At 71.3% G+C, this 21,832-nt stretch carries 16 protein-coding genes and 2 tRNA genes; 11 read left to right on the top strand and 7 right to left on the bottom strand.

Annotated elements, in window-relative coordinates; all coding sequences use genetic code 11:
• Positions 1–6: 6 nt before the first annotated feature.
• The 3 genes from WME90_RS23220 to WME90_RS23210 form a co-directional block, all read right to left on the bottom strand.
• Positions 7–1,416 (bottom strand): hypothetical protein, encoded by a 1,410-nt coding sequence (locus WME90_RS23220; protein WP_437283364.1) that lies wholly within the window; start codon positions 1,414–1,416, stop codon positions 7–9.
• Positions 1,417–1,483: 67 nt separating this feature from the next.
• Positions 1,484–3,103 (bottom strand): hypothetical protein, encoded by a 1,620-nt coding sequence (locus WME90_RS23215; protein ID WP_437283363.1) that lies wholly within the window; start codon positions 3,101–3,103, stop codon positions 1,484–1,486.
• Positions 3,100–3,363: a hypothetical protein gene (locus WME90_RS23210; RefSeq protein ID WP_437283362.1), complete on the bottom strand. Its 264-nt coding sequence runs from the start codon at positions 3,361–3,363 to the stop codon at positions 3,100–3,102. Before WME90_RS23210 ends, WME90_RS23215 begins: the two co-directional genes overlap by 4 nt.
• Positions 3,364–3,490: 127 nt before the next feature.
• On the opposite strand from WME90_RS23210, the gene WME90_RS23205 reads away from it, so the two are divergent.
• Both WME90_RS23205 and WME90_RS23200 read left to right on the top strand, forming a co-directional pair.
• Complete coding sequence (locus WME90_RS23205) at positions 3,491–4,183, top strand: SMI1/KNR4 family protein (RefSeq protein ID WP_437283361.1); 693 nt, start codon at positions 3,491–3,493, stop codon at positions 4,181–4,183.
• Between the two features lie 196 nt (positions 4,184–4,379).
• Positions 4,380–5,912: a serine/threonine protein kinase gene (locus tag WME90_RS23200; protein WP_437283360.1), complete on the top strand. Its 1,533-nt coding sequence runs from the start codon at positions 4,380–4,382 to the stop codon at positions 5,910–5,912.
• A gap of 213 nt (positions 5,913–6,125) precedes the next feature.
• Here WME90_RS23200 and infC read toward each other — a convergent pair whose 3' ends face one another.
• From infC to WME90_RS23185, 3 genes are all read right to left on the bottom strand, one after another.
• Complete coding sequence (gene infC / locus WME90_RS23195; RefSeq protein ID WP_437283359.1) at positions 6,126–6,854, bottom strand: translation initiation factor IF-3; 729 nt, start codon at positions 6,852–6,854, stop codon at positions 6,126–6,128.
• A 238-nt stretch (positions 6,855–7,092) separates the two neighbouring features.
• Entirely contained in the window at positions 7,093–9,159 is a 2,067-nt protein-coding gene (gene thrS, locus WME90_RS23190) for a threonine--tRNA ligase (protein WP_437283358.1), read from the bottom strand.
• Between the two features lie 33 nt (positions 9,160–9,192).
• Positions 9,193–9,264 (bottom strand) — tRNA-Val (locus WME90_RS23185).
• Positions 9,265–9,757: 493 nt separating this feature from the next.
• Between WME90_RS23185 and WME90_RS23180 the strand changes: the two genes are divergently transcribed.
• The 9 genes from WME90_RS23180 (at position 9,758) to WME90_RS23140 (ending at position 20,610) form a co-directional block, all read left to right on the top strand.
• Positions 9,758–10,900: a transketolase gene (locus WME90_RS23180; protein ID WP_437283357.1), complete on the top strand. Its 1,143-nt coding sequence runs from the start codon at positions 9,758–9,760 to the stop codon at positions 10,898–10,900.
• Positions 10,901–11,119: 219 nt separating this feature from the next.
• Positions 11,120–11,554, top strand: coding sequence for a preprotein translocase subunit YajC (gene yajC / locus WME90_RS23175; protein ID WP_437283356.1), 435 nt, complete (start codon positions 11,120–11,122; stop codon positions 11,552–11,554).
• Between the two features lie 54 nt (positions 11,555–11,608).
• Positions 11,609–13,762 (top strand): protein translocase subunit SecD, encoded by a 2,154-nt coding sequence (secD, locus tag WME90_RS23170; protein ID WP_437283355.1) that lies wholly within the window; start codon positions 11,609–11,611, stop codon positions 13,760–13,762.
• Positions 13,763–13,835: 73 nt separating this feature from the next.
• Positions 13,836–15,077, top strand: a complete 1,242-nt coding sequence (gene secF / locus WME90_RS23165; RefSeq protein WP_437283354.1) for a protein translocase subunit SecF — start codon at positions 13,836–13,838, stop codon at positions 15,075–15,077.
• A gap of 88 nt (positions 15,078–15,165) precedes the next feature.
• Positions 15,166–16,926 carry a single-stranded-DNA-specific exonuclease RecJ gene (recJ, locus tag WME90_RS23160; protein WP_437283353.1) on the top strand — a complete coding sequence of 587 codons (1,761 nt, stop codon included), beginning with the start codon at positions 15,166–15,168 and terminating at the stop codon, positions 16,924–16,926.
• A gap of 40 nt (positions 16,927–16,966) precedes the next feature.
• Positions 16,967–17,746, top strand: a complete 780-nt coding sequence (locus tag WME90_RS23155) for an ABC transporter ATP-binding protein (RefSeq protein WP_437283352.1) — start codon at positions 16,967–16,969, stop codon at positions 17,744–17,746.
• An 86-nt stretch (positions 17,747–17,832) separates the two neighbouring features.
• Entirely contained in the window at positions 17,833–18,891 is a 1,059-nt protein-coding gene (locus WME90_RS23150; protein WP_437283351.1) for an MlaD family protein, read from the top strand.
• Between the two features lie 141 nt (positions 18,892–19,032).
• The gene (locus WME90_RS23145) at positions 19,033–20,175 is read left to right on the top strand and encodes a pyridoxal phosphate-dependent aminotransferase (protein WP_437283350.1); all 1,143 of its coding nucleotides are present in this window, start codon (positions 19,033–19,035) and stop codon (positions 20,173–20,175) included.
• A 363-nt stretch (positions 20,176–20,538) separates the two neighbouring features.
• Positions 20,539–20,610, top strand: a tRNA-Val gene (locus tag WME90_RS23140).
• A 242-nt stretch (positions 20,611–20,852) separates the two neighbouring features.
• Here the strand turns inward: WME90_RS23140 and WME90_RS23135 are convergent.
• Positions 20,853–21,821 carry a hypothetical protein gene (locus tag WME90_RS23135; protein ID WP_437283349.1) on the bottom strand — a complete coding sequence of 323 codons (969 nt, stop codon included), beginning with the start codon at positions 21,819–21,821 and terminating at the stop codon, positions 20,853–20,855.
• Positions 21,822–21,832: the final 11 nt, after the last annotated feature.

Here is a 21,832-nt window from a genome sequence, read left to right as displayed (position 1 = left end):
GCGCGCTCAGTACATGAACCCGAGCCCGAAATTGAGCTGCGTCTGGTCGAACCCGAGGGTGCGATCGCGCAGCTGGTAGTCCGCCTTCACCACGACCCCCTGGGTCGGCCGGTACGAGGCGCCGAGCGTCAGCTCGCGGACGCCGTACGAGGCGTTGGCCTTGTAGCCCTCGGGCACCGCGGACTGCGTGTCGTACGCCTCGACGCGCGCGAACGGCAGGAGCTCGTGCCCCACGCCGAGCGGGCGGAGCACGTCGAACGCGGCCTCGACGTAGCCGCCCCGGATCCGGGTGGCCACGGGGCTCGTGGGATCGATGAAGTTCGGCGCGCCGCTCTCGTTGAACGAGAGCATCAGGGCGCGCGCCTCGGGGAGGTGCCACTCGGCGAAGAGGACCCGCGTCTCCAGGCCGCTCCTGCGCCAGCGCGCGTCGAGCGACCAGCCGAGGACCGGGACCGTGAGATCGACCGGGGTGCCGTCGCGAAGGAAGAATTTGCCGTCGCCGTTCGGGCCGGCGTCGCTCGCGTACACAGACGCGCCGGCGACGACCCCGAGCAGCGGCTCGGCCTCGACGCGCGCGACGGCCGCCCACGCGTTGGCGCGCGCGAGCCCGCCGTTCTGCCGCCCGCCGGCGAGGCCGCCCGCGCGGAAGCCGAGCGGATCGAGGCCGGTCATGGCGTAGGCCTCGAAGCGCAGCCAGTCGAGCGGCTGCCCGAACGCGCCGATCGCGATCTCGCGCCACGTCGAGGGGATGACGACGGTCTCGACCTTGGGCCTGACCACGCCATGGAACACCGGCGGCTCGTGCCACTGGTTGATGATCCCCATCGGCACGAGCACGAGGCCCGCGCGCAGGCCGAGGGCGCGGCCCGCTGCGTTCCACTCGAGGTAGGCCTGCTCCAGCTCCGCGGCGCCTGGGCAGCTCGCGCAGGAGATCGAGTGCTCCACCTCGAGCTCGACATAGGACCGGATGTCGGCGGTGAACTCGTGCGCCACGAAGAGCACGAGCCGGGGGATGTCGGCGACCCATGCGCGCTCGCCCTCGCGGCCGGTCGTCGTTCCGCGGACATGCACCTCGCCGTAGCCGCCGACCGAGGTGCTGCTCGCGCTCGCTCCGGCGCTGCGGAACCGCTGCTCGGTCAGGCCGCGGACGAGCTCGTGCTCGGGCGCTCGTCCGGCGCCGAGGCCGATGGCGGGCTGCTGGGGCTCCGGCGGCGGCGCGGCGTGCTCGGGCGGCAGGTCGAGGACCGGTCCGTCCGGCGCGGGCTGCGCGGCGGGCGCGGGCTGCGCGGCAGGCGCGGGCTGCGTGGCAGGCGCGGGTTGCGTGGCGGGCGCGGGCTGTGCGGCGGCAGCGAAGGGCAGCAGCGCGCCGAGGACGGCGCCCGCGGAGCGAAGCCACAGGGACGAGATCGCTTTCATGACGAGGACCGGGAGGCCCGGGGGGGCGGAGTCTGCGCGCTCCTGAAAACGGAGGTCAATCTCGTTTTCACCGAGAGGGGGCGCTCCGCGGCGCGCGCGAGAGCGCGTTCCCTGCCGGAGATCCAGCGGGCAGCGCCTCGAGCAGGGCGAGGTCGCTCCAGAGCGCGTCGACGTAGCGCGAGCGCGGGCGCGCGAAGCGGATCGCGATCGTGTAGCCGCGGCCCGCGAGCGCGTCGCGCGCCTGCTGCGACAGCGCCTCGCTGGTGATGAGCGCGCCGCCCGGCCCGGCCTGCTCGACGCCGCGGACGAGCGCGGCGTCATCACGGACGCGCACCGGCAGGTGGCCCGGCGCGCCCTCCTGGATCATCCGGTCGAGGTCGCGGGTGAGCACCGGGCGCTGCTCGGCGCCGGCGTCGCGGAGGAAGCGCACGATCGCGGCCGCCGGCGAGGGCGCCTCGTGCTGGCGAGCGAGGGAGATCGCGTCGGCGAGCCATTGTGCCGACAGGGCCGCGACGAGCGCGAACGGCGCGGCGTCGCGGAGCGCGCGGAAGCGCAGAGCGCCCTCCGCCGCCGGGCGCGCTGCCGAGAGGGAGGCTGCGCCGGCGGCCATGGCGACGAGGAGGAGCGGGATGAGCGGGAGCCAGTGCCGCGGCTTGTAAGCGATGTTCTGCCCGAGGAGCGCCCAGAGGAAATAGGCGAGCGCGGAGGCCCAGAGCTCGGGCTGCTCGCGGAGCGCGCGCGCGGCCCTCGAGAGCGACGCGACGCCGAGCGCGCCGGTGGCGAGGAGCGCGATCAGGAGCGGCGCGCCGAGCCAGCGCGCCGCCGGCGCGTCGGGCCACGCTCCTCCGAGCCCGTTGGCCCAGATCCCCCAGATCACGCCGTGGAGGCGATCGAGCGGCGATGAGACGGTGATCGCCGTCCCTCCCCAGCGGGTGAAGTGCCCGAGCCCCTGGACCCACGTCGTCGCGACGAGGTCGCGCGGCGTCGCGATCAGCACGAGCGGCGCGAGCCACGCGAGCGCGCCGGCCGCGAGGTCGCGGCCGCGCGCGAGCCACGCGAGGTGACCGCCCTCGCTGCGGGCGATGACGGCGAGGCAGGCGAGCGCGAACGGGAAGTACGAGAGCCGCACGCCGAGCCCGACGCCGAGCAGCACGACCGCGCACGTGCGCGTGCGGGCGGCGCGCGCCTCCGCCGAAGCGGTGTCCAGCGGCGCGGTCGGATCGGCCTCCCGTGCGCGGCCGAGGCGCCGCGCGCGGGCGCAGAGCCAGAGCGCGGCGGTCGTCACCGCGGCGCCGGCCATGTCGCTGAGGAGCTTCTCGGACGACAGCCAGAGGAACGGCGAGGCGAGCGCGAGGGTCCCGGCGAACACCGCGGCGCGCCGCCCGGCGACCTCGCGCGCGAGCAGCGCGGTGAAGGCGACGGCGGCCGCGCCCGACGCGGCGCTGACGAGCGCGAGCGCCGCGCGCGGCGTCGCGCCGAGCAGCGCGAGCGCCTTCGCCGCGGCGACGAACACGGGGTAGTACGGCGCGTGCGGGCGGAGCTCGGCCACGTCGAACCGTTCCACGCCGAGCGCGAACCGGAGCGCGTCGATGTCCTCGTCGTGATCGATGCGGAAGAGCAGGCGCGAGGCGAGCGCGGCGGCGGTGAGCGCGGCGAGCGCGAGGAGATCGCGCCGCGCCTCCCTCACGAGCCCGAGCCGGATCCCGAGCCGGGCGCGTGCGTCGGTGCGCCGCAGTCCGGCTGATCCGCGCTGGCCGCCCCGGCGCTCGTGGTGGCGCCCGAGCCGGACCCCGAGCCGGGGAGCGGCGCCGCCGGCGTGTCGCACTGATCGAACAGCTCCTCGCCCGCGTAGTCGAGGCACGCGGTCGAGAGCGACGCGACGACGAACGTGGCGCTCGCCACGACGAAGGCGGTGCGCAGCGATGCCCAGGAGCCGAAGCCTGTCACGCAAGCACCGTGCCGGAGGCCCAAAAGCCTGTCAAGCGCGCGTGCTCCCCGGGCTGCGCCCGCGCGGCAGCGCGGAGAGTCGCTCGTTTTTTGCTCCTTCCGGCGGCGGGCGCGTAGGGTCGCGCGCATGGAGTGGCTCGAGTCCATGCACCGCATCCGCGCGCTCAAGCTGGAGCTCGCGCGGATGGATCCGCGGCGAGGAATGCCGATCGCGCCGCCGGCCGGGGCTTCCGAGGCGGCGATCGATGGCGTCGAGCGGCGCCTCGGGATGCCGCTGCCGCCGAGCTATCGGGAGCTGCTCTCGCGGCACGACGGCTGGCCGCAGCTGTTCGCCGGCGCAAGCCTGCTCGGGGTGCGCGCGCTCGCGCGCGGCTCGTACATGGACGTCGGGCGGATGGTGCTCGAGCACTGCGAGGGCGAGGAGGCGCGCGGCGCGGGCGAGCATCACGGCGCGTCGGCGGCCGTGCGCGGCCGCTACGGCGCGAGGAGCGCGCTCGTCCCGTTCGGAATCGACGCGGCGGCCGAGACGGTCTTCGCGTGGGATCCGGAGGCGAGGGCGCCTGACGGAGAGCTCGAGATCATCCTCTGGACGAACGATCTCGGGCTGCGCCTCTCGGGCTTCGCGGAGCTCCTCGACATGGTGAAGGACATGCTCGCCGCCGAGCTCGACGATCGCCGGGGGCGCGCTTTCGCGCAGGCACAGATCGAGCCCGCGGCGCTCGCGCGCGGCGTGGCCGCGGCGAGGAGCCGCGTGCGCGCGGTGGCGGTGCCGCTCACACCCGCACCTCGCCCGCTCCTGCGGACAGCGCTCACGGGCTGAGAGAGCCGCGCTCCCGAGCCCGGCCGCTGCGACGCCGCGACGCCGGAATGAGGCCGTCTCCGGGGAAGAGAGAGAGCGCTCGTCGCGAGCCGCGCGCGACGCAACATCTGCGCGCGTCGCGCGTCGCCCAAGAGCACCGGAGAGACGAGCCGGTTGTTTCCGCGCGAAGCGTGGGACGTGGTGTACTAGGTGGAGCATGACGGAAGCCCACCAGCAGCAGCGCTACCGGGTCATCGAGCGGCTCGCTTCGGGCGGCATGGCCGAGGTCTTCCTCGCGGAGAGCGCGGGGATCGAGGGGTTCAAGAAGCAGGTCGCGATCAAGCGCGTGCTCCCGCACCTCAGCGAGAAGAAGCGCTTCATCGCGATGTTCCTCGACGAAGCGCGGCTGTCTGCGCACCTCTCCCACTCCAACGTCGCGCAGGTGTTCGACATCGGCGTGGGCGACAACGCGTACTTCATCGTGATGGAGTACGTCGACGGCGCTGACCTGAAGGCCGTCCTCGAGTCGATGCGCAAGGCCGGCCGCACGCTCCCGGTCGAGTCCGCCGTGTTCGTCACGGCCAAGCTCTGCGAGGGGCTCACGTACGCCCACGAGCTCAAGTCGGGCGACGGGCACCCGCTCCAGATCGTCCACAGGGACATGTCGCCTCCGAACGTGCTCATCACGAAGTACGGCGAGGTGAAGATCGTCGACTTCGGCCTCGCCAAGGCGACGAGCCAGCTCGAGAAGAGCGAGGCGGGGATCATCAAAGGCAAGTTCAGCTATCTCTCGCCCGAGGCCGCGCAGGGCCTGGAGGTCGATCACCGCACCGACATCTTCGCTGTGGGCGCCATCCTCTGGGAGATGCTCTCCGGGAAGCGGCTCTTCCTCGGCGACACCGACTACCAGACCGTCAAGCTCGTCCAGCAGGCGCAGATCCCGCCGCTCTCCGAGAGCAACAAGGCGGTTCCCCCCGAGCTCGATCGCATCATCGCCCGCGCGCTGGCCCGCGAGCCCAGCGAACGGTATGCCTCGGCGCGCGAGCTCGGCCGGGATCTCACGACCTTCCTGTACAAGTTCGGCAGGCCCGTCAGCGCCTACGACATCGCCGAGCACGTCCGGAGCGCCATGGCGCTCCGGAAGCGGGCTCCCACGTCGGACAAGGCGTCGTTCATCGACAGGCTCATCGAGGAGACGCTGCTCGAGTTCACGTCGCTCCCGGACGACAAGGCGGCGCCGAGCACCACGCGCCTGAACGAGCCGCTCAAGATCTCGGCCTTCGAGGACATCGGCAAGTGGGCCGACGAGATCAAGCTCTCGGCGCCGGGGGAGGACGTCATGCGGCGATCCCTCGCCACCGTGTCGGTCGAGGAGGGCAACCTCGCCGCGCTCGAGGAGACGGGGTTCGGCCTTCCGCCTCCCCCTTCATCGAGGGGCCCGTCGTCCAGGCCCGCGGCGCAGCTGATCGCGCCGTCCGCGCCGACGCATCCGCCGCTCGAGAGGCGAGCCGTGCCGACCCTGGCCTCCCCGCAGCCCGCGCCCGAGCTGCAGCGCCTTGCGCCGCCGGCGCCTGTCGTGCCGCTCGTTACAGCCGCGCCGCGCGACCTGGAGCCGGCGCTTGCCCACCTGGAGCCGGATCCTGCCCCTCCAGCCAGGACCGGGGGCGGCGCGGTGAAGGCGGTGCTGCTCGTCGCCGCGCTTGCCGCGCTCGCCGCGGGCGCGTGGTTCGGCGGCCTGATCCCGCACTGACCTGGCGGAGGGCGCGCGCTCCTCGCGGCGCCCGCGGCCGATCCCTGGATGCACCGCGCGCTCGGCGTCGGCGAGGCGCCCGGCGCACGAGCGCTCAGCACATGTCAGCGCGTCTCAACGCGCGTCAATGCGCCTCACGCACGATTGCACGCCGCCCCTGCGAGGCGCGCCGCACCGTGATCGGTGTCGTGGCGCGCTCCCTCGCCGGATGCGTCACTCGTTCCCCTCGGCCTCGTCGTCCTCCTCGTCGTCGTCCTGCTCCTCGAGCTCCCTCTCGAGCTTCTCGATCTCCTCATCCTCGGCGTCGGTCGGGACGGAGGCGGTGCGCCCTTCCTGGATCGCCTTTTGGCGAGCCTTTTCCGCGGCGGCGCGGGCCTGGGCCACCTTCTGGAGGATCGCCGGCTTGGGCGCCATCATCAGCGTCATCGTGCGCTGCTCCATCATGGGGCGCACCTCGACGTTCGCGATCTCCTCGCAGTGCTGGACGATCCAGTCGAGCTGCTCCTGCGCCTTCTCGGGGTGGGTGATCTCGCGGCCGCGGAAGCGCACCGTGAACTTCACCTTGTGGCCCGCGCCGAGGAACCGGTGCGCAGCCCTGGTCTTGAACTCGAGATCGTGGTCGTCCGTCTTGGGACGGAGCTTGATCTCCTTGATCTCCACCACACTCTGCTTGCGCTTCGCCTCGCGGGCCTTCTTCTTCTCGTCGTACTTGTACTTGCCGAAGTCGAGGATCTTGCAGACCGGGGGATCCGCCTTCGGGTTGACCTCGACAAGGTCGAGCCCCTTTTCCTGTGCTCGGCGCAGCGCCTCGTGGGTCTGCATGATGCCGAGCATCTCGCCATCATCGCCGATGACGCGGATCTCCGGGACGCGGATGCGCTGGTTGATGCGGATCTGCGGCCCCCGCTGGGCCTGCCGAGGGTCGAAGCGTCTCATCGCCATGTGATATTTCGCTGCCTCCTTGTGTTCTTTGCTCTTGAAAGCGACGGGCCGCCGCTCCGCGACCAAGCCCGGTCGTGGCGTCCATCACCACCACAATGTCGCCTGACTCCGCGCCGCAGGCAACGGCGGCAAGCAGGACGACCGCTGCGGCGCGTGGGCGCTCCGGCACCTGAACTGCCGGGCTCGACGCGGATGGGGAAGGGCCTGCCGGACGAGAGGGGCCGGCCGGAGCGGCAGGTCACGAACCCGATGCGCTCGGGGCGAGGCGGGGAGGCTTCGACTCCGCGGCGAGACGGTCGGCGAACTCCTCGAGCGGCATCGCCCCGAGGTCCTTGTTGAGGTCGCGCGACCGGGGGGCGACCTTGCGGCCCTCGGCCTCCTTGTCGCCGACCACGACCACGTACGGCACGCGCGTCAGCCGCGCCGCCCGGATCTTGGCGCCGAGCTTGTCGGAGCTGAGATCGGCCCTCGCCCGGAGCCCGCGGCCCCGGAGGTGGGCGACCACCTCCTCGGCGTAGGCGGCCTGCTTCTCGCTCACCGTGACGATGACCGCCTGCTCCGGCGCCAGCCAGGACGGGAAAGCGCCGCCGATGTGCTCCAGGTACACCGAGAAGAATCGCTCGAGAGAGCCGAGGATCGCCCGGTGCAGCATCACGGGGCGGTGGGCGGCCCCGTCGGCGCCGGTGTACTCGAGCTCGAAGCGATCGGGCAGCGCGTAGTCCACCTGGATGGTGCCGAGCTGCCAGCTCCGGCGCAGCGCATCCTCGACGTGGAACTCGAGCTTCGGGCCGTAGAACGCGCCCTCCTCGGGCGCGAACTCGAACGGGAGGCTGGCCCGGTTCAGGGCGTCCGCGAGCGCGCCCTCTGCCGCGTCCCATTGCGCATCGGTGCCGATGCGCTTCTTCGGCCGGGTCGCGAGCTTGATGTCGATCCTGGCGAACCGGAACGCCGCGTAGACCTCGAGCAGGAGGCGCAGAAATGCCTGGATCTCGCCCTGCATCTGCTCGGGCGTGCAGAAGATGTGGGCGTCGTCCTGGCAGAAGCTCCGCACCCGGGCCAGGCCGTGGACCACGCCGCCGCGCTCGTACCGGTGGAGCCGACCGAAGTCGGCGAGCCGCCACGGCAGCTCGCGGTAGCTGCGCCGCCGCTGCCCGAAGATGAGGCAATGGCTCGGGCAGTTCATGGGCTTCTGGGAGAGCCGCTCGAGCTCGGCGAGCTGCTCCAGGACCGCGGCGTCGCGCTTCTGGTCCGCCTCCCTGTAGGCCGCGGCCTCCGCCTCCCCGGGGGAGACGCCGAGCCGGAGCGAGAGGCGCGCCGCGTCGAGGTGCTCGGCCGTGACCGGCAGGTACATGTTCTCGCGGTAGTTCGGCAGGTGCCCGCTCGTCTCGAACAGCCGCTTGTCGAAGATCTGCGGCGTGATGACCTCCTCGTAACCGTAGTCGACGTAGAGGTCGCGCATGTACTGGACGAGCGCGTTGTAGACCTGAGCGCCGCGCGGCAAGAGGAACGGCATCGCCGGCGCGTACTCGTGGAACATGAAGAGCTCGAGCTCCTTGCCGAGCTTCCGGTGATCGCGCTCCTTGGCCTCCGCGAGCAGCTTCAGGTGCTCGTCGAGCGCCGCCTGGCTCGGGAACGCCGTGCCGTAGATGCGCTGGAGCATCGGGTTGCGCTCGTCGCCGCGCCAGTAGGCGCCGGCCACGCTGACGAGCTTGATGGCCTGGAGCAGCGAGGTGTCCGGCACGTGCGGGCCCTCGCAGAGGTCGACCCACTCGCGCTCGCCATCGCCGTGGCGGTACAGCGAGACCTCCTCGCCCGGCGGGATCGCGTCGATGAGCTCGCGCTTGTACGTCTCGCCCATGCGCGCGAAGAGCTCGTGCGCCGCCTCGCGGTTCACCAGCTCGCGCCGGAACGGGCGGCCTGCGGCGATGATCTCGCGCATCTTCGCCTCGATCTTGGCGAGATCCTCGTCCGTGAACGGGCCGGTCGGCTTGTCGAAGTCGTAGTAGAACCCCGCCTCGATCGCGGGGCCGATCGTCACCTTCGTGCCCGGGAAGAGCCGCTGCACGGCGTCGGCCATGACGTGCGCCGTCGAGTGCCGGATGATGCGAAGCCCGTCCGGATCGCTCGTCCGGACCGGCTCGATCCTGGTCGAGGCGTCGCGCAGGAAGGGAGTGTGGAGATCGAGGAGGCGCCCGTTGACGCGGGCGCCGATGACGGTGCGGTCCTTGGCGATGTCGTCGGCGAGAGCCTCACGCACCGTGGTGCGGGCCGCCGAAGCGGCCGGGGCTGTCTGATCGAGGGCCATGAAACCTCGCAGGCTAGGTCTCCTGCTGATTTGTAGGCGCGGCCGGTTTCGAACCGGCGACCCCTACCGTGTCAAGGTAGTGCTCTACCACTGAGCTACGCGCCTATGTCCCGCCCGCTCGACCCAGGGCCGACGAAACGGAGAGCGCCTCGTATCAAGTGGGTCGAAGTCCGTCAAGCGATATGTTTCGTGGCGTCGCTTTTGTCGTGACGTTCCTGATGACGTGACGGCTTGCGCGACGATCCCCCGCTCCGGCTCCTCGCTCTCTCCTCGCTCGTTACCTTGCCGGTCCTCCTCGCACCTTGGTCGAGTCGCGGACGCGCGGACGCGCGGACGCCGAGCCTTCGATTCGTCGACGACGCCGGCAGCGACAACGTCGAGCGTGACGGGCTCTGCGGCGCGCTCGGCACGCCGGGCGAGCGGCCACCCTCGGCGGCCGCTCGCGGTGGAAGCTCATTGCCCGGCGGAAGCGCAGATTCTCGGAGTTACGTCCGGTCATGGACGTCGTGATCGCCGCGCTAGTTCAGGCCGGCCGCTGCGTGGACGCCGATCGCGCTCGCGCTTGACCTCGCGTGCGGCTCGGGCGACGAACGGCTGGATGGCAGGACCTGACGGTCTAGGCTCGCCGCCGGATCCGGCGGCGGTGATCGCACATGTCGAGGTGGCCGCGGGGAGCACGCTGTTCGCCGCGCACGCGGCGGTGCCCGGCGATCTGCCGATCGAGCGCGCCGCGTCCGCCACCGAGGCGATCCGCGGCGCCGCGGCGCGCACGCGCGCCGGACAGCGGGCGAGCGTCGTGCTGGGCGCCCACGAGCTCGTCGGGGCGCTCGCCGCGCTCGGCGAGGCGGCGGCGGTGCGGACGCCGGTCACGGTCCATGTCATCGAGCGGCGCGGCGGGCTCGCCGTCGGGCGCGACGAGCTCGCGCCCGCGCTCGACGTCGGCGCGGGCGTGCTGATCACGTGGAGCAGCCAGGAGGCGGCCGACATGGCGCTCGTGGCGCGGCGCGCCGCCGAGGACAGCGAGACGCCGTTCCTGCACCTCGTCGACGCGTTTCCGTCGGACGTGTCGGCCCTCGGCGGGGCGCGCGAGCTCGCCGCTCGCTTCCTCGGCTCCGAGCGCAGCGCGCCGACCTTCACCGATTCGGCGCCGGGCGAGAGCGACGGCGACGGCGGGCCTCGCCCGCAGGGCCGCGGCGTCGTCAGGAAGCGCGCCGAGCGGGGCTTCTGCGCGCGGGTGCCGTTCGCGCTCGCCAGCGCGATGCGCGAGCTCTGCGAGCTGACCGGCAGGTCGCTCGGCGCGCTCGAGCGCGTCGACACGGCGGACGCGGAGGAGATCATGGTCGTCGTGGGCTGCGCGTTCCCGGCGGCCCGCGAGGTCGTGCGCAGCCTGCGCGCGCAGGGGCGGCGCGTCGGCCTCGTGGGCGTGCGCGCGCTCCGCCCGTTCTTCGGCGCGGAGGTGGTGAAGACGCTCGCGCGGGCCAGGGCCGTCGTGGTCCTCGAGCCGCTCGATGTGCCGCTCGCGCCGCAGGGGCCCGTCGCCGCCGCGGTGAAGGCGGCGTTTGCGGACGCGCTCACGTGGGCCCCGGGCCTCCCCGGCGTCGGGCGCATCCCGCCGATCCTCTCCGCGACGTTCGCGACGATCGACGGCACCATCACCGAGCGCGACGTGCGCCTCTCGCTCGCGGAGATCGCGAGCGGCGAGCGGGCCCGCCGGCAGATCGTGTTCGGCAGCGACGGCTGACGCCGCGCCGCAGCGCGTGGAAGCGGAAAGCGGAAAGTGGAAGGGAAGAGCCGAGAGCGGAAAAGGCCGTCAGGCGGCATTCCCCGGACGCTAGGATGAGGCTGCCCGCCTAGCTCCTTGCGCGACCCTTGGATCCTGGGTATGGAGGCGGGCCCCGGGGGTTGGGAGAGGCCCGCAATTTGCGGGCGAGCCCGTCGGGGCCCGGAGACACGCGTCACCTTGGCAAGCTCAAACTGGTTCCAGCCGAACGCCGCCCCCGGGCGAGCGGGCAACGCGCCCGCGACGCCGGTCGAAGGTCAATCGCCGCCGTCCGGAGGGCAGCAGGCGCCGCCTTCCACGCCGTTCGGCGGAGGGGCCTTCCAGTTCCTCATCCTGGCGCTGCCGCTGCTGCTCATCTTCGTGATGACGCGGAGCCAGAACAAGAAGCAGAAGCAGCTCGAGTCGAACCTCAAGGCGGGCGACCGGGTCGTCACGCGAGACGGGCTCCTCGGCAAGATCGTCGACATCAGCCCGAACTCGCTCAGGGTCAAGCTGGAGATCGCCCCTGGCGTGAACGTGCAGATCCTGAAGAGCGCGATCCAGGGCCCCGATCCGGGCGAGGTCGCGGCGGCGGACGCCAAGGTCGCCGACGCGGCGAAAGAAAAGAAGTCGTAGGCCGGCGCTCGGCCGAACAGGAAGCTTTTTACCGCCCCCGCGGCGCCACACTCCATGCTCCTAAACATCTTCCAGTACGGGTTCGCCGGCGTCGCCGGCCTGTGCCTCCTCGGCGTGTGGCTGAGCCGCTCGAAGCGCAGCGTCTTCGCCTGGGCGGCGCTCTCCGCCGGCGCCGCCGCGATCGCGGCCCACTATCACGTGTTCTGGGCGCTCGCGACGTTCGGCCTGATGGTGCCGTGGGCGCTGCTCTGCGCCGGTCCGTGGATCGATTTCGCGTGGCGCGTGAAGACGGGCTTCGTGCTGTTCCTCGCGCTCGGCTCGGCGCTCGCCATCTACCCGACCTACCATGACGAGCGGTACGGCCGTCCCGACCACACCGGGATGTCGTCGGAGGAGGTTGCGGAGCAGGAGACCCAGGCGAGGGCGGGGGAGCTCGGGTTCAGCCGCTTCCTGACGTCGAACATCCCGTTCCGCCTGGTGCGCGGGCTCGATCTGAAGGGCGGCCTCCGCCTCGTCTACACGGTCGACGTCGACGAGGCGATCAGCGACAAGCGCGATCGGTACTACGACGACCTGCGCGCGGCGCTCGCGAAGTCGTTCGGGTTCCACGAGGGCGACAAGCCGCCGACGATCGAGGAGATGCAGAAGCTCCAGACGAAGCTCCGCATCGAGAAGTCGCGCGAGCAGGCCGACACGATCGTGATCACGTTCAACGATCCGGCGGACTCCGAGAAGATCAACGACGAGTTCCTCACGAAGTTCCTGCACGAGCTGCAGCTCCAGCGCTCTTCGGATCGCCGCGTGGCGAAGTTCCGGATCCGTGACGAGGTCTCGAGCGGCATCCGCGAGCGGGCGGTGACGCAGGCCAAGGAGACGGTGCTCCGCCGCGTCGACGGCCTCGGCCTCAAGGAGGCGAGCGTCTCCACGCGCGACGAGGACGTCATCATCGAGGTCCCCGGCGACGACGAGAGCGCGTTCAACACGATCCGCGAGATCATCAGCCAGACCGCGCGGCTCGAGTTCAAGATGGTCGACGACGACCACGACTTCTTCGAGCCGATCGCGAGGGGCACCAAGGAAGCGGACCTCCCGAAGGGGCTGACGTTCTCGATCGAGAACGCGCCGGTCGGCCCCGGGAAGACGAAGCCGGTCCACTTCGCCCGGATGGTGCGCGCCGAGCACGAGGAGATGCGCGACACGCTCAAGCGGCTGCGCGAGTGGGTCGGGACGCTCCAGGTCCCGGCGGACAACGAGGTCGGCTACGGCAAGCTGTACGAGTTCAACGAGGAGAAGGACGCCATCGAGGAGATCGGCTGGCGGACGTACTTCCTCTTCAGCAAGGCCGAGATCACGGGCGACATGGTGCGCGACGCGCAGGCGCTCCCGGATCAGCGCGACGGCGGCCTCGGCGGCTGGTACGTGTCGATGGATTTCACCCCGACCGGCGCCGACAGGTTCGAGGACATCACCGGCAGGAACGTCAAGCGGCGGTTCGCCATCATCCTCGACGAGAAGGTCGAGAGCGCGCCGGTCATCCAGACGAAGATCGGCGGCGGCCGCGCGCAGATCACGATGGGCTCGCAGAACCCCGATCAGCAGCTCCAGGACGCGCGCAAGCTCGAGCTGGTGCTCAGGTCGGGCGCGCTGCCGGCCCCGATCTCGCCCTCGAACGAGCAGCGCATCGGCCCCTCGCTGGGCAAGGACGCGATCCAGCAGAGCATGAAGGGGGCCATCGCGAGCGGCGTGCTCGTCGTCGTGTTCATGGTGGTGATCTACAGCCGCGCCGGGCTCATCGCGGACATCGCCGTCATCTTCAACCTCATCCTGCAGGTCGCCGTCCTCGCGATGTTCGGGGCGTCGATGACGCTGCCCGGCATCGCCGGCCTGGTGCTCACCATGGGCATCGCGGTCGACGCCAACGTGCTGATCAACGAGCGCATCCGGGAGGAGCTCAGGAACGGCAAGAGCCCGCGCGCCGCGGTCGACATCGGCTACGACAAGGCGTTCAGCGCCATCCTCGACGGCCACGTGACCACGCTGATCTCGGGGCTCATCCTCGCCCAGTACGGCACCGGCCCCATCAAGGGCTTCGCGATCACCCTGATCGTAGGCATCGCGATCAGCCTGTTCACCGGGGTCGTCTGCACCCGCCTGATGTTCGATTGGGCGGTCCGCGGCCGAAAGATCAAGACGCTCTCGCTTGGCTGAGAACGGGGCGCGCGAGCGGCTCTCCGACCTTTGAGGGAGAACGCGCGAGCGGCTCTCCGATTGAGACACGACGATGGAACTCATCAAACCTGGCCGTCAGTTCGACTTCATGAGCAAGCGCTGGCTCTTCATCGGGCTCAGCGGGGTGCTGCTCATCCTGTCGATCATCTCGTTCTTCGTGCCGGGGCCGACGCTCGGGACGGATTTCAAGGGAGGCACCGAGGTCGAGGTCGCCTTCCGGGCTCCGGTCTCGAGCGCCGAGGTCCGCGAGGCCGTCACAAAGTCGGGCTTCGACGCCCCGGACATCGTGTCCGTCGCGGACCAGGCCAACCCGAACCGCTACCTCATCCGGGTCCACGAGGTCTCCACGCTGACGGAGCAGCAGAAGGCCGCGGTGCGCGATCACATGTGCCTGCCGCCCGAGAACGGCTCCGTCCCCGAGGACCGCTGCCCGCCGGCCGTGCGCGCCACCGAGGTCAAGTTCAGCCCCGGCGGCGACAAGATCTCCACGCGCTACGACGTCGCGCCCGACCTGGAGGGGATCACGAAGCAGCTCGCGGGCATCGAGGGCGTCGAGCTCAGGGCCGGCGCGAACAACCCGCTCATCGTGAGCGAGCGCGACCACAAGGTCGAGCTCCACCTGAAGTCGAAGGGCGACCAGCTGATGGATGGCCTCCGGGAGCACCTCGGCGCGGACAAGGTCCCCGAGCAGGCGCTCCGGGTCGAGTGGATCGGCCCGAAGGCCGGCGCGCAGCTGCGCGACGCGGCCATCAAGAGCGTCGCCATCACGATCTTCTTCATCATGGCGTACATCGCGTTCCGGTTCGACATCCGGTTCGCGCCCGGCGGCATCGTCGCCCTCGTGCACGACGTCGGCATCGCGCTCGGCGCGATGGTGATCACGCAGCGGGAGATCACCCTCTCCACGGTCGCCGCGCTGCTCACGATCGTCGGCTACTCGATCACGGACACGGTCGTCGTCTACGACCGGATCCGCGAGAACCTGGGGAAGCACCGCGACATGAGCTTCGCCGCCGTCATCAACTTCTCGCTCTCCGAGATGCTCGGGCGCACGATCCTCGTGTCGATGACCACGCTGCTGTCGCTCGTCATGTTCCTCTTCTACGGCACGGGCGTCATCAGGGACTTCGCGTTCACGCTCGTGGTCGGGATCGCCGTCGGCACGTACTCGTCGATCTACGTCGCCGCGCCGCTCACCGAGTGGATCGACCGCCGGTTCTTCGGCGCGAACGGGAACAAGCGCAAGAAGGTCAGCCGCGTCCGCACGCAAAAGCGCGCCGACGCGGTCGTCTGATCGCCTCGCCGTGGCCGCGCGTGGCCGCGCGGCCTGAAACGCCCCAGGCCATGGACGCACCCACCCCGCCGGTGTACCCGCTTCTGTGATGAGCACCGCCACGGAGGCCTGGAGGGAGCTCCCCGAGCGCGAGGCGCAGGCCTCGGCTTCGCCCGGCGCGGGGGGCGCCGCGCCCGTCGCGGATCCGGGCGAGGCGTCCGCCGAGGCGCTCGTCATGGCGCGCGAGCTGGGGCTGTCGATCACGGTGGCGGACATCCTGCACCGGGCCGGCTGGGCTCCTGACGATTCGACCCGGCGCTTCCTCGATCCGCGGCTCTCGCACCTCACGTCGCCCGATGCGATGGCCGATCGCGAGGCGAGCGCCGAGCGGATCGCGCGCGCCGTGCGCGCGGGCGAGCGGATCGCCGTCTTCGGCGACTACGACTGCGACGGGATCACCGCGACGGCCATCATGACCGGCGGGCTGCGCGCCCTCTCCGGCCACGTGGTGCCGCTCCTCGCGACGCGCGCCGAGGGCAGCTACGGCCTCTCGGCGCCCGCGCTGGAGCGCGTGATGCGCGCCTGCCCGACGCTGCTCATCACGTGCGACTGCGGATCCAGCGATCACGAGCGGCTGGCCGCGGCCCGCGCGGCCGGCATCGACTGCGTCGTCATCGATCACCACCTCGTGCCGGCGGAGCCGCTCCCCGCGATCGCCTTCCTGAACCCGCACCGCGCCGATTGCGGCTTCCCGTACAAGGGGCTCGCCTCCTGCGGGCTCGCGCTCTCGCTCCTGGCCGCCGTGCGCAAGAAGCTCGGCTCTTCGCTCGATCTCCGCCCCTACCTCGACCTCGTGGCGATCGGCACGGTCGCCGACGTCGCGCCGCTGACCGGCGACAACCGCGCGCTCGTGCGGGCCGGCCTCGGCGTGCTGCAGACCGGGCCCCGGCCAGGGCTCCGCGCGCTCGCGGCGCTCGCCAACCTCGATCTCGGGCGCGGCGCGTCGGCGGAGGACGTCGCCTTCCGGATCGCGCCTCGCCTCAACGCGCCCGGCCGGCTCGGCGATCCCGACATCTCCCTGGAGCTCCTGCTCGCGCACGACAGCGTGACCGCCTCCGCGCTCGCCGCCACGGTGGAGCAGGCGCAGATGAAGCGGCGCGCCATCCAGGACGAGATGCTGGCCTCCGCGCTCGCCGAGATCGAGCGCGCCGGCTTCGATCGGGATCCTGCGATCGTCATCGCGCGACAGGGCTTCCACCCCGGCGTGGTCGGCATCGTCGCTGGCAGGATCACGGGCCGCTACGGCAAGCCGACGATCGTCATCGGGCTGGAGGGCGAGAAGGGGCGCGGCTCGGTGCGCGGTCCCGCTGGCGCGCGGCTCCACGACGCGCTCACCCTCTGCCGCGCCGAGCTCGTCGGCTTCGGCGGTCACCAGGCCGCCGCCGGCGTCGAGGTGCGCGCCGATCGCGTCGAGGCGCTCCGGGCGGCGTGGTGCGACGCCTTCCGCGAGCAGGACCTCCCGGCCGCCGCGGCGTTCGCGGCCGCCAACGTCCGGCTCGACGATCGCGATGATCCGGCGGCTGTGGTGCGCGATCTCGAGCGGCTCGAGCCGTGCGGCGAGGGCAACCGCGCGGCGAACGTCCTCCTGGCGGGCGCGGCCGTGCGCTCCGCGAGGAACCTGAAGGGCCACCTCAAGCTGGAGCTCACCTTCGCCCGCCGTGAGATCGCGTGCTTCGGGTTCGAGCTGGGCGAGCTCGCGTCGCGGTTCGCCGGCGGCCGCGTCGACGTCGTGGGCCGCCTCCGGCGCGACGCCTGGCGCGGCGGGAACGCCGTCGAGATCAGGATCGAGCACGTCACCGCGGCCGACTGAGCGTTCGCGGCGGGCCTCCGCGGCGTGCTAGCGTGAGCGCGTGGCTGAGCCGCTGATCCGGTTCTCGCGTGTGCGCAAGGCCTTCGGTCCGAAGGTCATCTACCGCGACCTGAACCTCGAAGTGTACCCGGGCGAGACGCTCACCATCATGGGTGGGTCGGGCGTCGGCAAGAGCGTCATGCTCAAGCTGCTCATCCGCCTGCTCGACGCCGATGATGGATCTATCCAGTTTCACGGTGAGGAGATCACGCGCCTGAGCGAGTCGCGCATCGCCGGGGTGCGCCAGCGGATCGCGATGCTCTTCCAGGGAGGCGCCCTGTTCGACTCGATCTCCGTCGGTGAGAACGTCGCTTACGGCCTGCACGAGCACTACCGCAAGGAGATGACCGAGGCGCAGATCGCGGAGCGGGTCAACTGGGCGCTGTCGCTCGTCGGCCTGCCTGGCATCGAGCAGATGCGCCCTGGAGACCTGTCGGGCGGCATGAAGAAGCGCGTCGGCCTCGCGCGCGCGATCGCGGTGCAGCCCGAGGTGCTGCTCTACGACGAGCCGACGACCGGCCTCGATCCGATCAACACCGAGCGCATCAACCACCTCATCAAGGGGCTGAAACAGGCCCTCAACGTGACGAGCATCGTGGTGACACACGACATGAAGAGCGCGTTCACGATCTCGGATCGGATGGCGATGATCTACCGCGGCGAGGTCATCGCGACCGGCACCCCGGACGAGTTCCGGGCGTCCACCGATCCGCATGTCGCCAATTTCATTACTGGGACCGCCCCCGTGAACGAGGACGTCCAGACGCTTCTCGGGGCGTGACGATCCCCCCAAGATCGCGCAAGATGCCCTTCTGCATGGGCAGAGCGCGCGATTTGAAGGTCGGACTCTTTGTGCTGGCGGGCCTTGTGCTCTCCGCCGTAGTCATTTTCCTGATAGGTGACGAGCGGCGGCTCTTCGACTCCTCCGTCAGCTTCACGACGAACTTCGCCGACGTTCAAGGGCTGAAGCCAGGCGCTCCCATCCGCATGGGTGGCATCGACATCGGTCACGTCGCCGAGGTCGGCTACGGCCCTGATCCGAAGGACACCAAGATCTATGTGAAGCTCGAGATCGTCGAGAGCGAGGCGAGCAGGATCAAGAAGGACAGCGTCGCCCAGATCGCCAACAAGGGCCTGCTCGGCGACAAGATGCTGGAGCTGACGAAGGGGCAGAGCCCGGATTCGGTGCCGCCCGGCGGCTACATCCCCGGCGAGGTGCCCACCGACGTGATGGGCAAGGTGACCGGCATGGCCGAGAAGGCCGAGGCGACGCTCGACAACATCCAGAAGGTCTCGGAGAGCATCGCCGACGAGAGGCTCCACAAGGATCTCCGCGAGACGGTCGCCTCGGCGAACACGCTGATGAAGCAGGTGACCGAGGGGGAAGGCTACCCGCACCGCCTCCTGACCGATCCCGAGGAGGCCGAGCGCATCTCGCGCACCGTGCAGAGCCTCGACCGCCTCAGCACGGAGCTCGCGAGCACGATCCGCGAGGTGCGAGGCGTCGTCTCTCGGGTCAAGGAGGGCCCCGGGTTCGCGCACGACGTCATCTACGGCGACGGCCCGCAGAAGCAGATCCAGCAGTTCGGGAACGCGGCCGACGAGGTCGCGATGACGCTGCGAGGCATCCGCGAGAGCGACAGCCTCGCGCACGACGCGCTCTACGGCGGCAAGGGCGACGGCGCCGAGGCGCTCGCCAACGTGACGGCGATGACGGGCGATCTGCGGTCGATCGTGCACGACATGAGGGCGGGCAAGGGGACCCTCGGCGCCCTGCTCGTCGATCCGTCGATCTACGAGGACATGAAGAGCCTCCTCGGAAACGTGCAGCGCAACGACGTGCTCCGCGCGCTCGTGCGCTACTCGATCAAGAAGGACGAGCAGAAGCCCGCGGTCCAGGTCGGCGGCGCCACGCCGTCGCCCTAGCGGCACATCCCAGGCGCCTGCGCAACGGCTGGAGCGGTAGCGCCTTGCGTTGTCCGAGGCCGCCCTTTATTCCTCATTGTCTCGATGCCCAGGAAGCTCGCTGACCGTCTGTCGGCCGTCGCGCCCAGTGCAACGCTCGCCATGGCGGCGAGGGCCGCGCGTCTCCGCGCCGACGGGCACAAGGTCTACTCCTTCGGCGTGGGCGAGCCCGACTTCGACACGCCCGAGCACATTCGCCTCGCGGCGAAGGCGGCGCTGGACGCTGGCGCCACCCACTACACGGCCGTGTCCGGCACACCCGAGCTGAAGTCGGCGATCTGCGCCGCGACCGAGCAGCACCGCGGCTGGCGGCCGCTGCCGAGCCAGGTCACCGTGAGCTGCGGCGCGAAGCACGCGCTGTTCAACCTCGCCGCCGCTCTCTTCGAGCCGGGGGACGAGGTCGTCATCCCGGCGCCGTACTGGGTGAGCTATCCCGAGCAGGTGCGCCTCCTGGGCGCCACGCCGGTCGTCGTCGAGACCACCGAGGAGACGGGCTTCCGCCTCACGGCGGACGCGCTCCAGGCCGCGCTGTCGCCTCGGGTGAAGGCGATCCTCCTGTGCACGCCCTCCAATCCGACCGGCTCGGCGTATGCGGAGGAGCACCTGCTCCCGCTCGTGGGCGTGCTGCGGCGCCACGACTGCTGGATCATCGTCGACGAGATCTACGCCGATCTCACCTACGACGGGTTCCGGCACGTGTCGCTCCCCGCGCTCGCGGAGGACCTCGCGGCGCGGGTGATCGTCGTCGACGGGGTCAGCAAGACGTTCGCGATGACGGGCTGGCGCATCGGCTGGAGCATCGCGCCGCTCGAGGTCGCGAGGGCGCTCGACGTGGTCCAGGGCCAGAGCACGACGAACGCTGCCGCCGTCTCCCAGGCGGCCGCCGTCGCCGCCCTGAATGGACCTCGCGATGCGGTGTTCGCGATGCGTGCCGCCTTCGCACGGCGGCGCTCGCTGATGGTCGAGGGCCTCAACGCGGTTCCGGGGGTGCGCTGCAGGATGCCGGAGGGCGCCTTCTACGCGTTCGCCGACGTGCGGGGGCTCTGCGGGCGCGCTTTCCGGGGGACGACCCTCGCGAGCGACGAGGACGTGGCGACGTGGATGCTCGAGCAGGCGCACGTCGCCGCGGTCGCCGGCACCCCCTTCGGCGCGCCTGGCTACCTTCGCTTCTCCTACGCCTGCGACGAGGATCACATCGAAGCAGGCCTCGCCGCGCTCCGGCGTGCCGTCGCGGCGCTCGATTGATCGAGCGCATCGAGCGCATCGAGCGCGTCGCCTCGTAGCGGCGCCCACGCGCGCGGCTGGAAGGCAGCAGCACCGTCTCGGCTCGCTCGATGGCGACGCTGCGCGGAAGCGATGGCTCGCCTGGCTCCACGCCACGGTCCCTCGCGTCCCTCGCGGCTGGCGCGCCTCCGGCGCGCGCGGGCCGAGCCGGCAGCGCGCTCGCCTGAGCCGCCGGACGCGCCTCCACGGGCCGTCGGTGCCGGGCCTGGAAGAGCACCCCGAAGAAGTTCGACATCACCAGCGAGTTCTTCTTGTCGAACGCCGATGTTTGGGTTAAAAGCGCCTCGTCTTTCCGAAACGGCCGGGTGACAACCGGCTGGCATCGGGCGCATAACTCAGCGGTAGAGTGCGTCCTTCACACGGACGAAGTCGCAGGTTCAAGTCCTGCTGCGCCCACCCCGATTCGCTCCCCTGGCGAGCTGGCTCCACGCATCGAGCTGTCTGCGTGAACGTGCCGCTGTCGATGGGTGCTGGACGACTGCTTCGGATATCGCGCCGCTCGCGCGGCGCGTTCTGGCGCCTCCTTCGTGCCGGCGGCTTCGCTTGTGTGGCGACGCGGGGCGCCGCTCGGCGCTGTCACGTCGAGGCGTGACAGCGGCGACGCGTGAGGGCGCGGGCAGCTCCGGTTGGGCGAGGCGTCAGCGAGCAGCGCTCGCGGCGGGCGGCGCTGCTGCCGCCTTGTCGTTCTTGCGCTTCTCGATGACGCTGGCCGCCGCGCGCAGCTCCTTCTGGAGGGGGCCGCACTTGAGGCACTTGCGCATCCGCAGGACCCCGCAGCGCTGGGGGGTGCCCAGCGCCTTGATGTAATGGAGCGCGCGGATGTCGCCTTCCTCGCGCGCCCTGGCGATCATCGCCTTGGTGGGGCAGTCCGTGAGCCGGCGCAGGTCGTCGGCGACGATCAGCGCCGGCGACGCGAGCTGCCGCACGCTGCTCTCGATCAGCAGCGTGCTCGCGTGGTCCCTGGGCCAATCGCCGAACTTGGGCGCGGTCACCACCTCGTAGAGCAGATCGGGACCGCGGCTTCCCATGTGCTTGGACATCAGATCGAACGCCGTGAGGGCGACGTCCGGGGTGCCGTTCGCGGCCCTCAGGACGAGCTGCTTGAACTCGTCGTTCCCGGCCTCCTCGGGAGCGATCTCGAACAGCCGCTTCGCCGTGACCAGCGCGGCCGCCAACGCCTTCTCACGCCCCTGCGCGAGCGCGAGCGCCCGGAGGACCGCTGGGTCCTCCGGATACCGCTGCGCGAGCGCGCCGAGCGCCGCGCTCCCCGCGGCCTGGGCGCTCTCGAGCTCCGCGGCCTGCGCACGGGCGGGCGCCGGTTTCGCCGGGGCCTCGGGCTCCGCGGACGCGAGCGCCGCCGCCGGCTCGGGGGCCGGCGCGCTGCTGCTGTCGCGGCCGCTATCGCTGCCACTGCCGCTGCCGCTGGGAGCGGCGGCCGTCGAAGGGCCCCGCGGCGTCTCGGGGCCCCGCTCGAGCGCCGTCACGACCGCCGGGTCGCGCAGCGTTACCGCGCCGCAGATGAGCCCGGTCGCAGCCAGCAGCCCCAGCGCGGCCAGCGTGGCGGCCGCCTTCGGGCGGCCCAGCCCTGATTCACCGACGTGACTCACCGAGCCGCTCA

It is taken from the genome of Sorangium sp. So ce375 (genome assembly GCF_051473855.1).
Lineage (GTDB): Bacteria > Myxococcota_A > Polyangia > Polyangiales > Polyangiaceae > Sorangium.
This window is presented reverse-complemented; position numbering and strand designations above follow the sequence as displayed.

What these genes read in the sequence shown, in the direction of transcription:
- WME90_RS23220 (WP_437283364.1), bottom strand. Translation starts at nt 1,416, where the DNA reads ATGAAAGCGATCTCGTCCCTGTGGCTTCGCTCCGCGGGCGCCGTCCTC.
- WME90_RS23205 (WP_437283361.1), top strand. Translation starts at nt 3,491, where the DNA reads ATGGAGTGGCTCGAGTCCATGCACCGCATCCGCGCGCTCAAGCTGGAG.
- WME90_RS23200 (WP_437283360.1), top strand. Translation starts at nt 4,380, where the DNA reads ATGACGGAAGCCCACCAGCAGCAGCGCTACCGGGTCATCGAGCGGCTC.
- infC (WP_437283359.1), bottom strand. Translation starts at nt 6,854, where the DNA reads ATGGCGATGAGACGCTTCGACCCTCGGCAGGCCCAGCGGGGGCCGCAG.
- thrS (WP_437283358.1), bottom strand. Translation starts at nt 9,159, where the DNA reads ATGGCCCTCGATCAGACAGCCCCGGCCGCTTCGGCGGCCCGCACCACG.
- WME90_RS23180 (WP_437283357.1), top strand. Translation starts at nt 9,758, where the DNA reads ATGGCAGGACCTGACGGTCTAGGCTCGCCGCCGGATCCGGCGGCGGTG.
- secD (WP_437283355.1), top strand. Translation starts at nt 11,609, where the DNA reads ATGCTCCTAAACATCTTCCAGTACGGGTTCGCCGGCGTCGCCGGCCTG.
- secF (WP_437283354.1), top strand. Translation starts at nt 13,836, where the DNA reads ATGGAACTCATCAAACCTGGCCGTCAGTTCGACTTCATGAGCAAGCGC.
- recJ (WP_437283353.1), top strand. Translation starts at nt 15,166, where the DNA reads ATGAGCACCGCCACGGAGGCCTGGAGGGAGCTCCCCGAGCGCGAGGCG.
- WME90_RS23145 (WP_437283350.1), top strand. Translation starts at nt 19,033, where the DNA reads ATGGCGGCGAGGGCCGCGCGTCTCCGCGCCGACGGGCACAAGGTCTAC.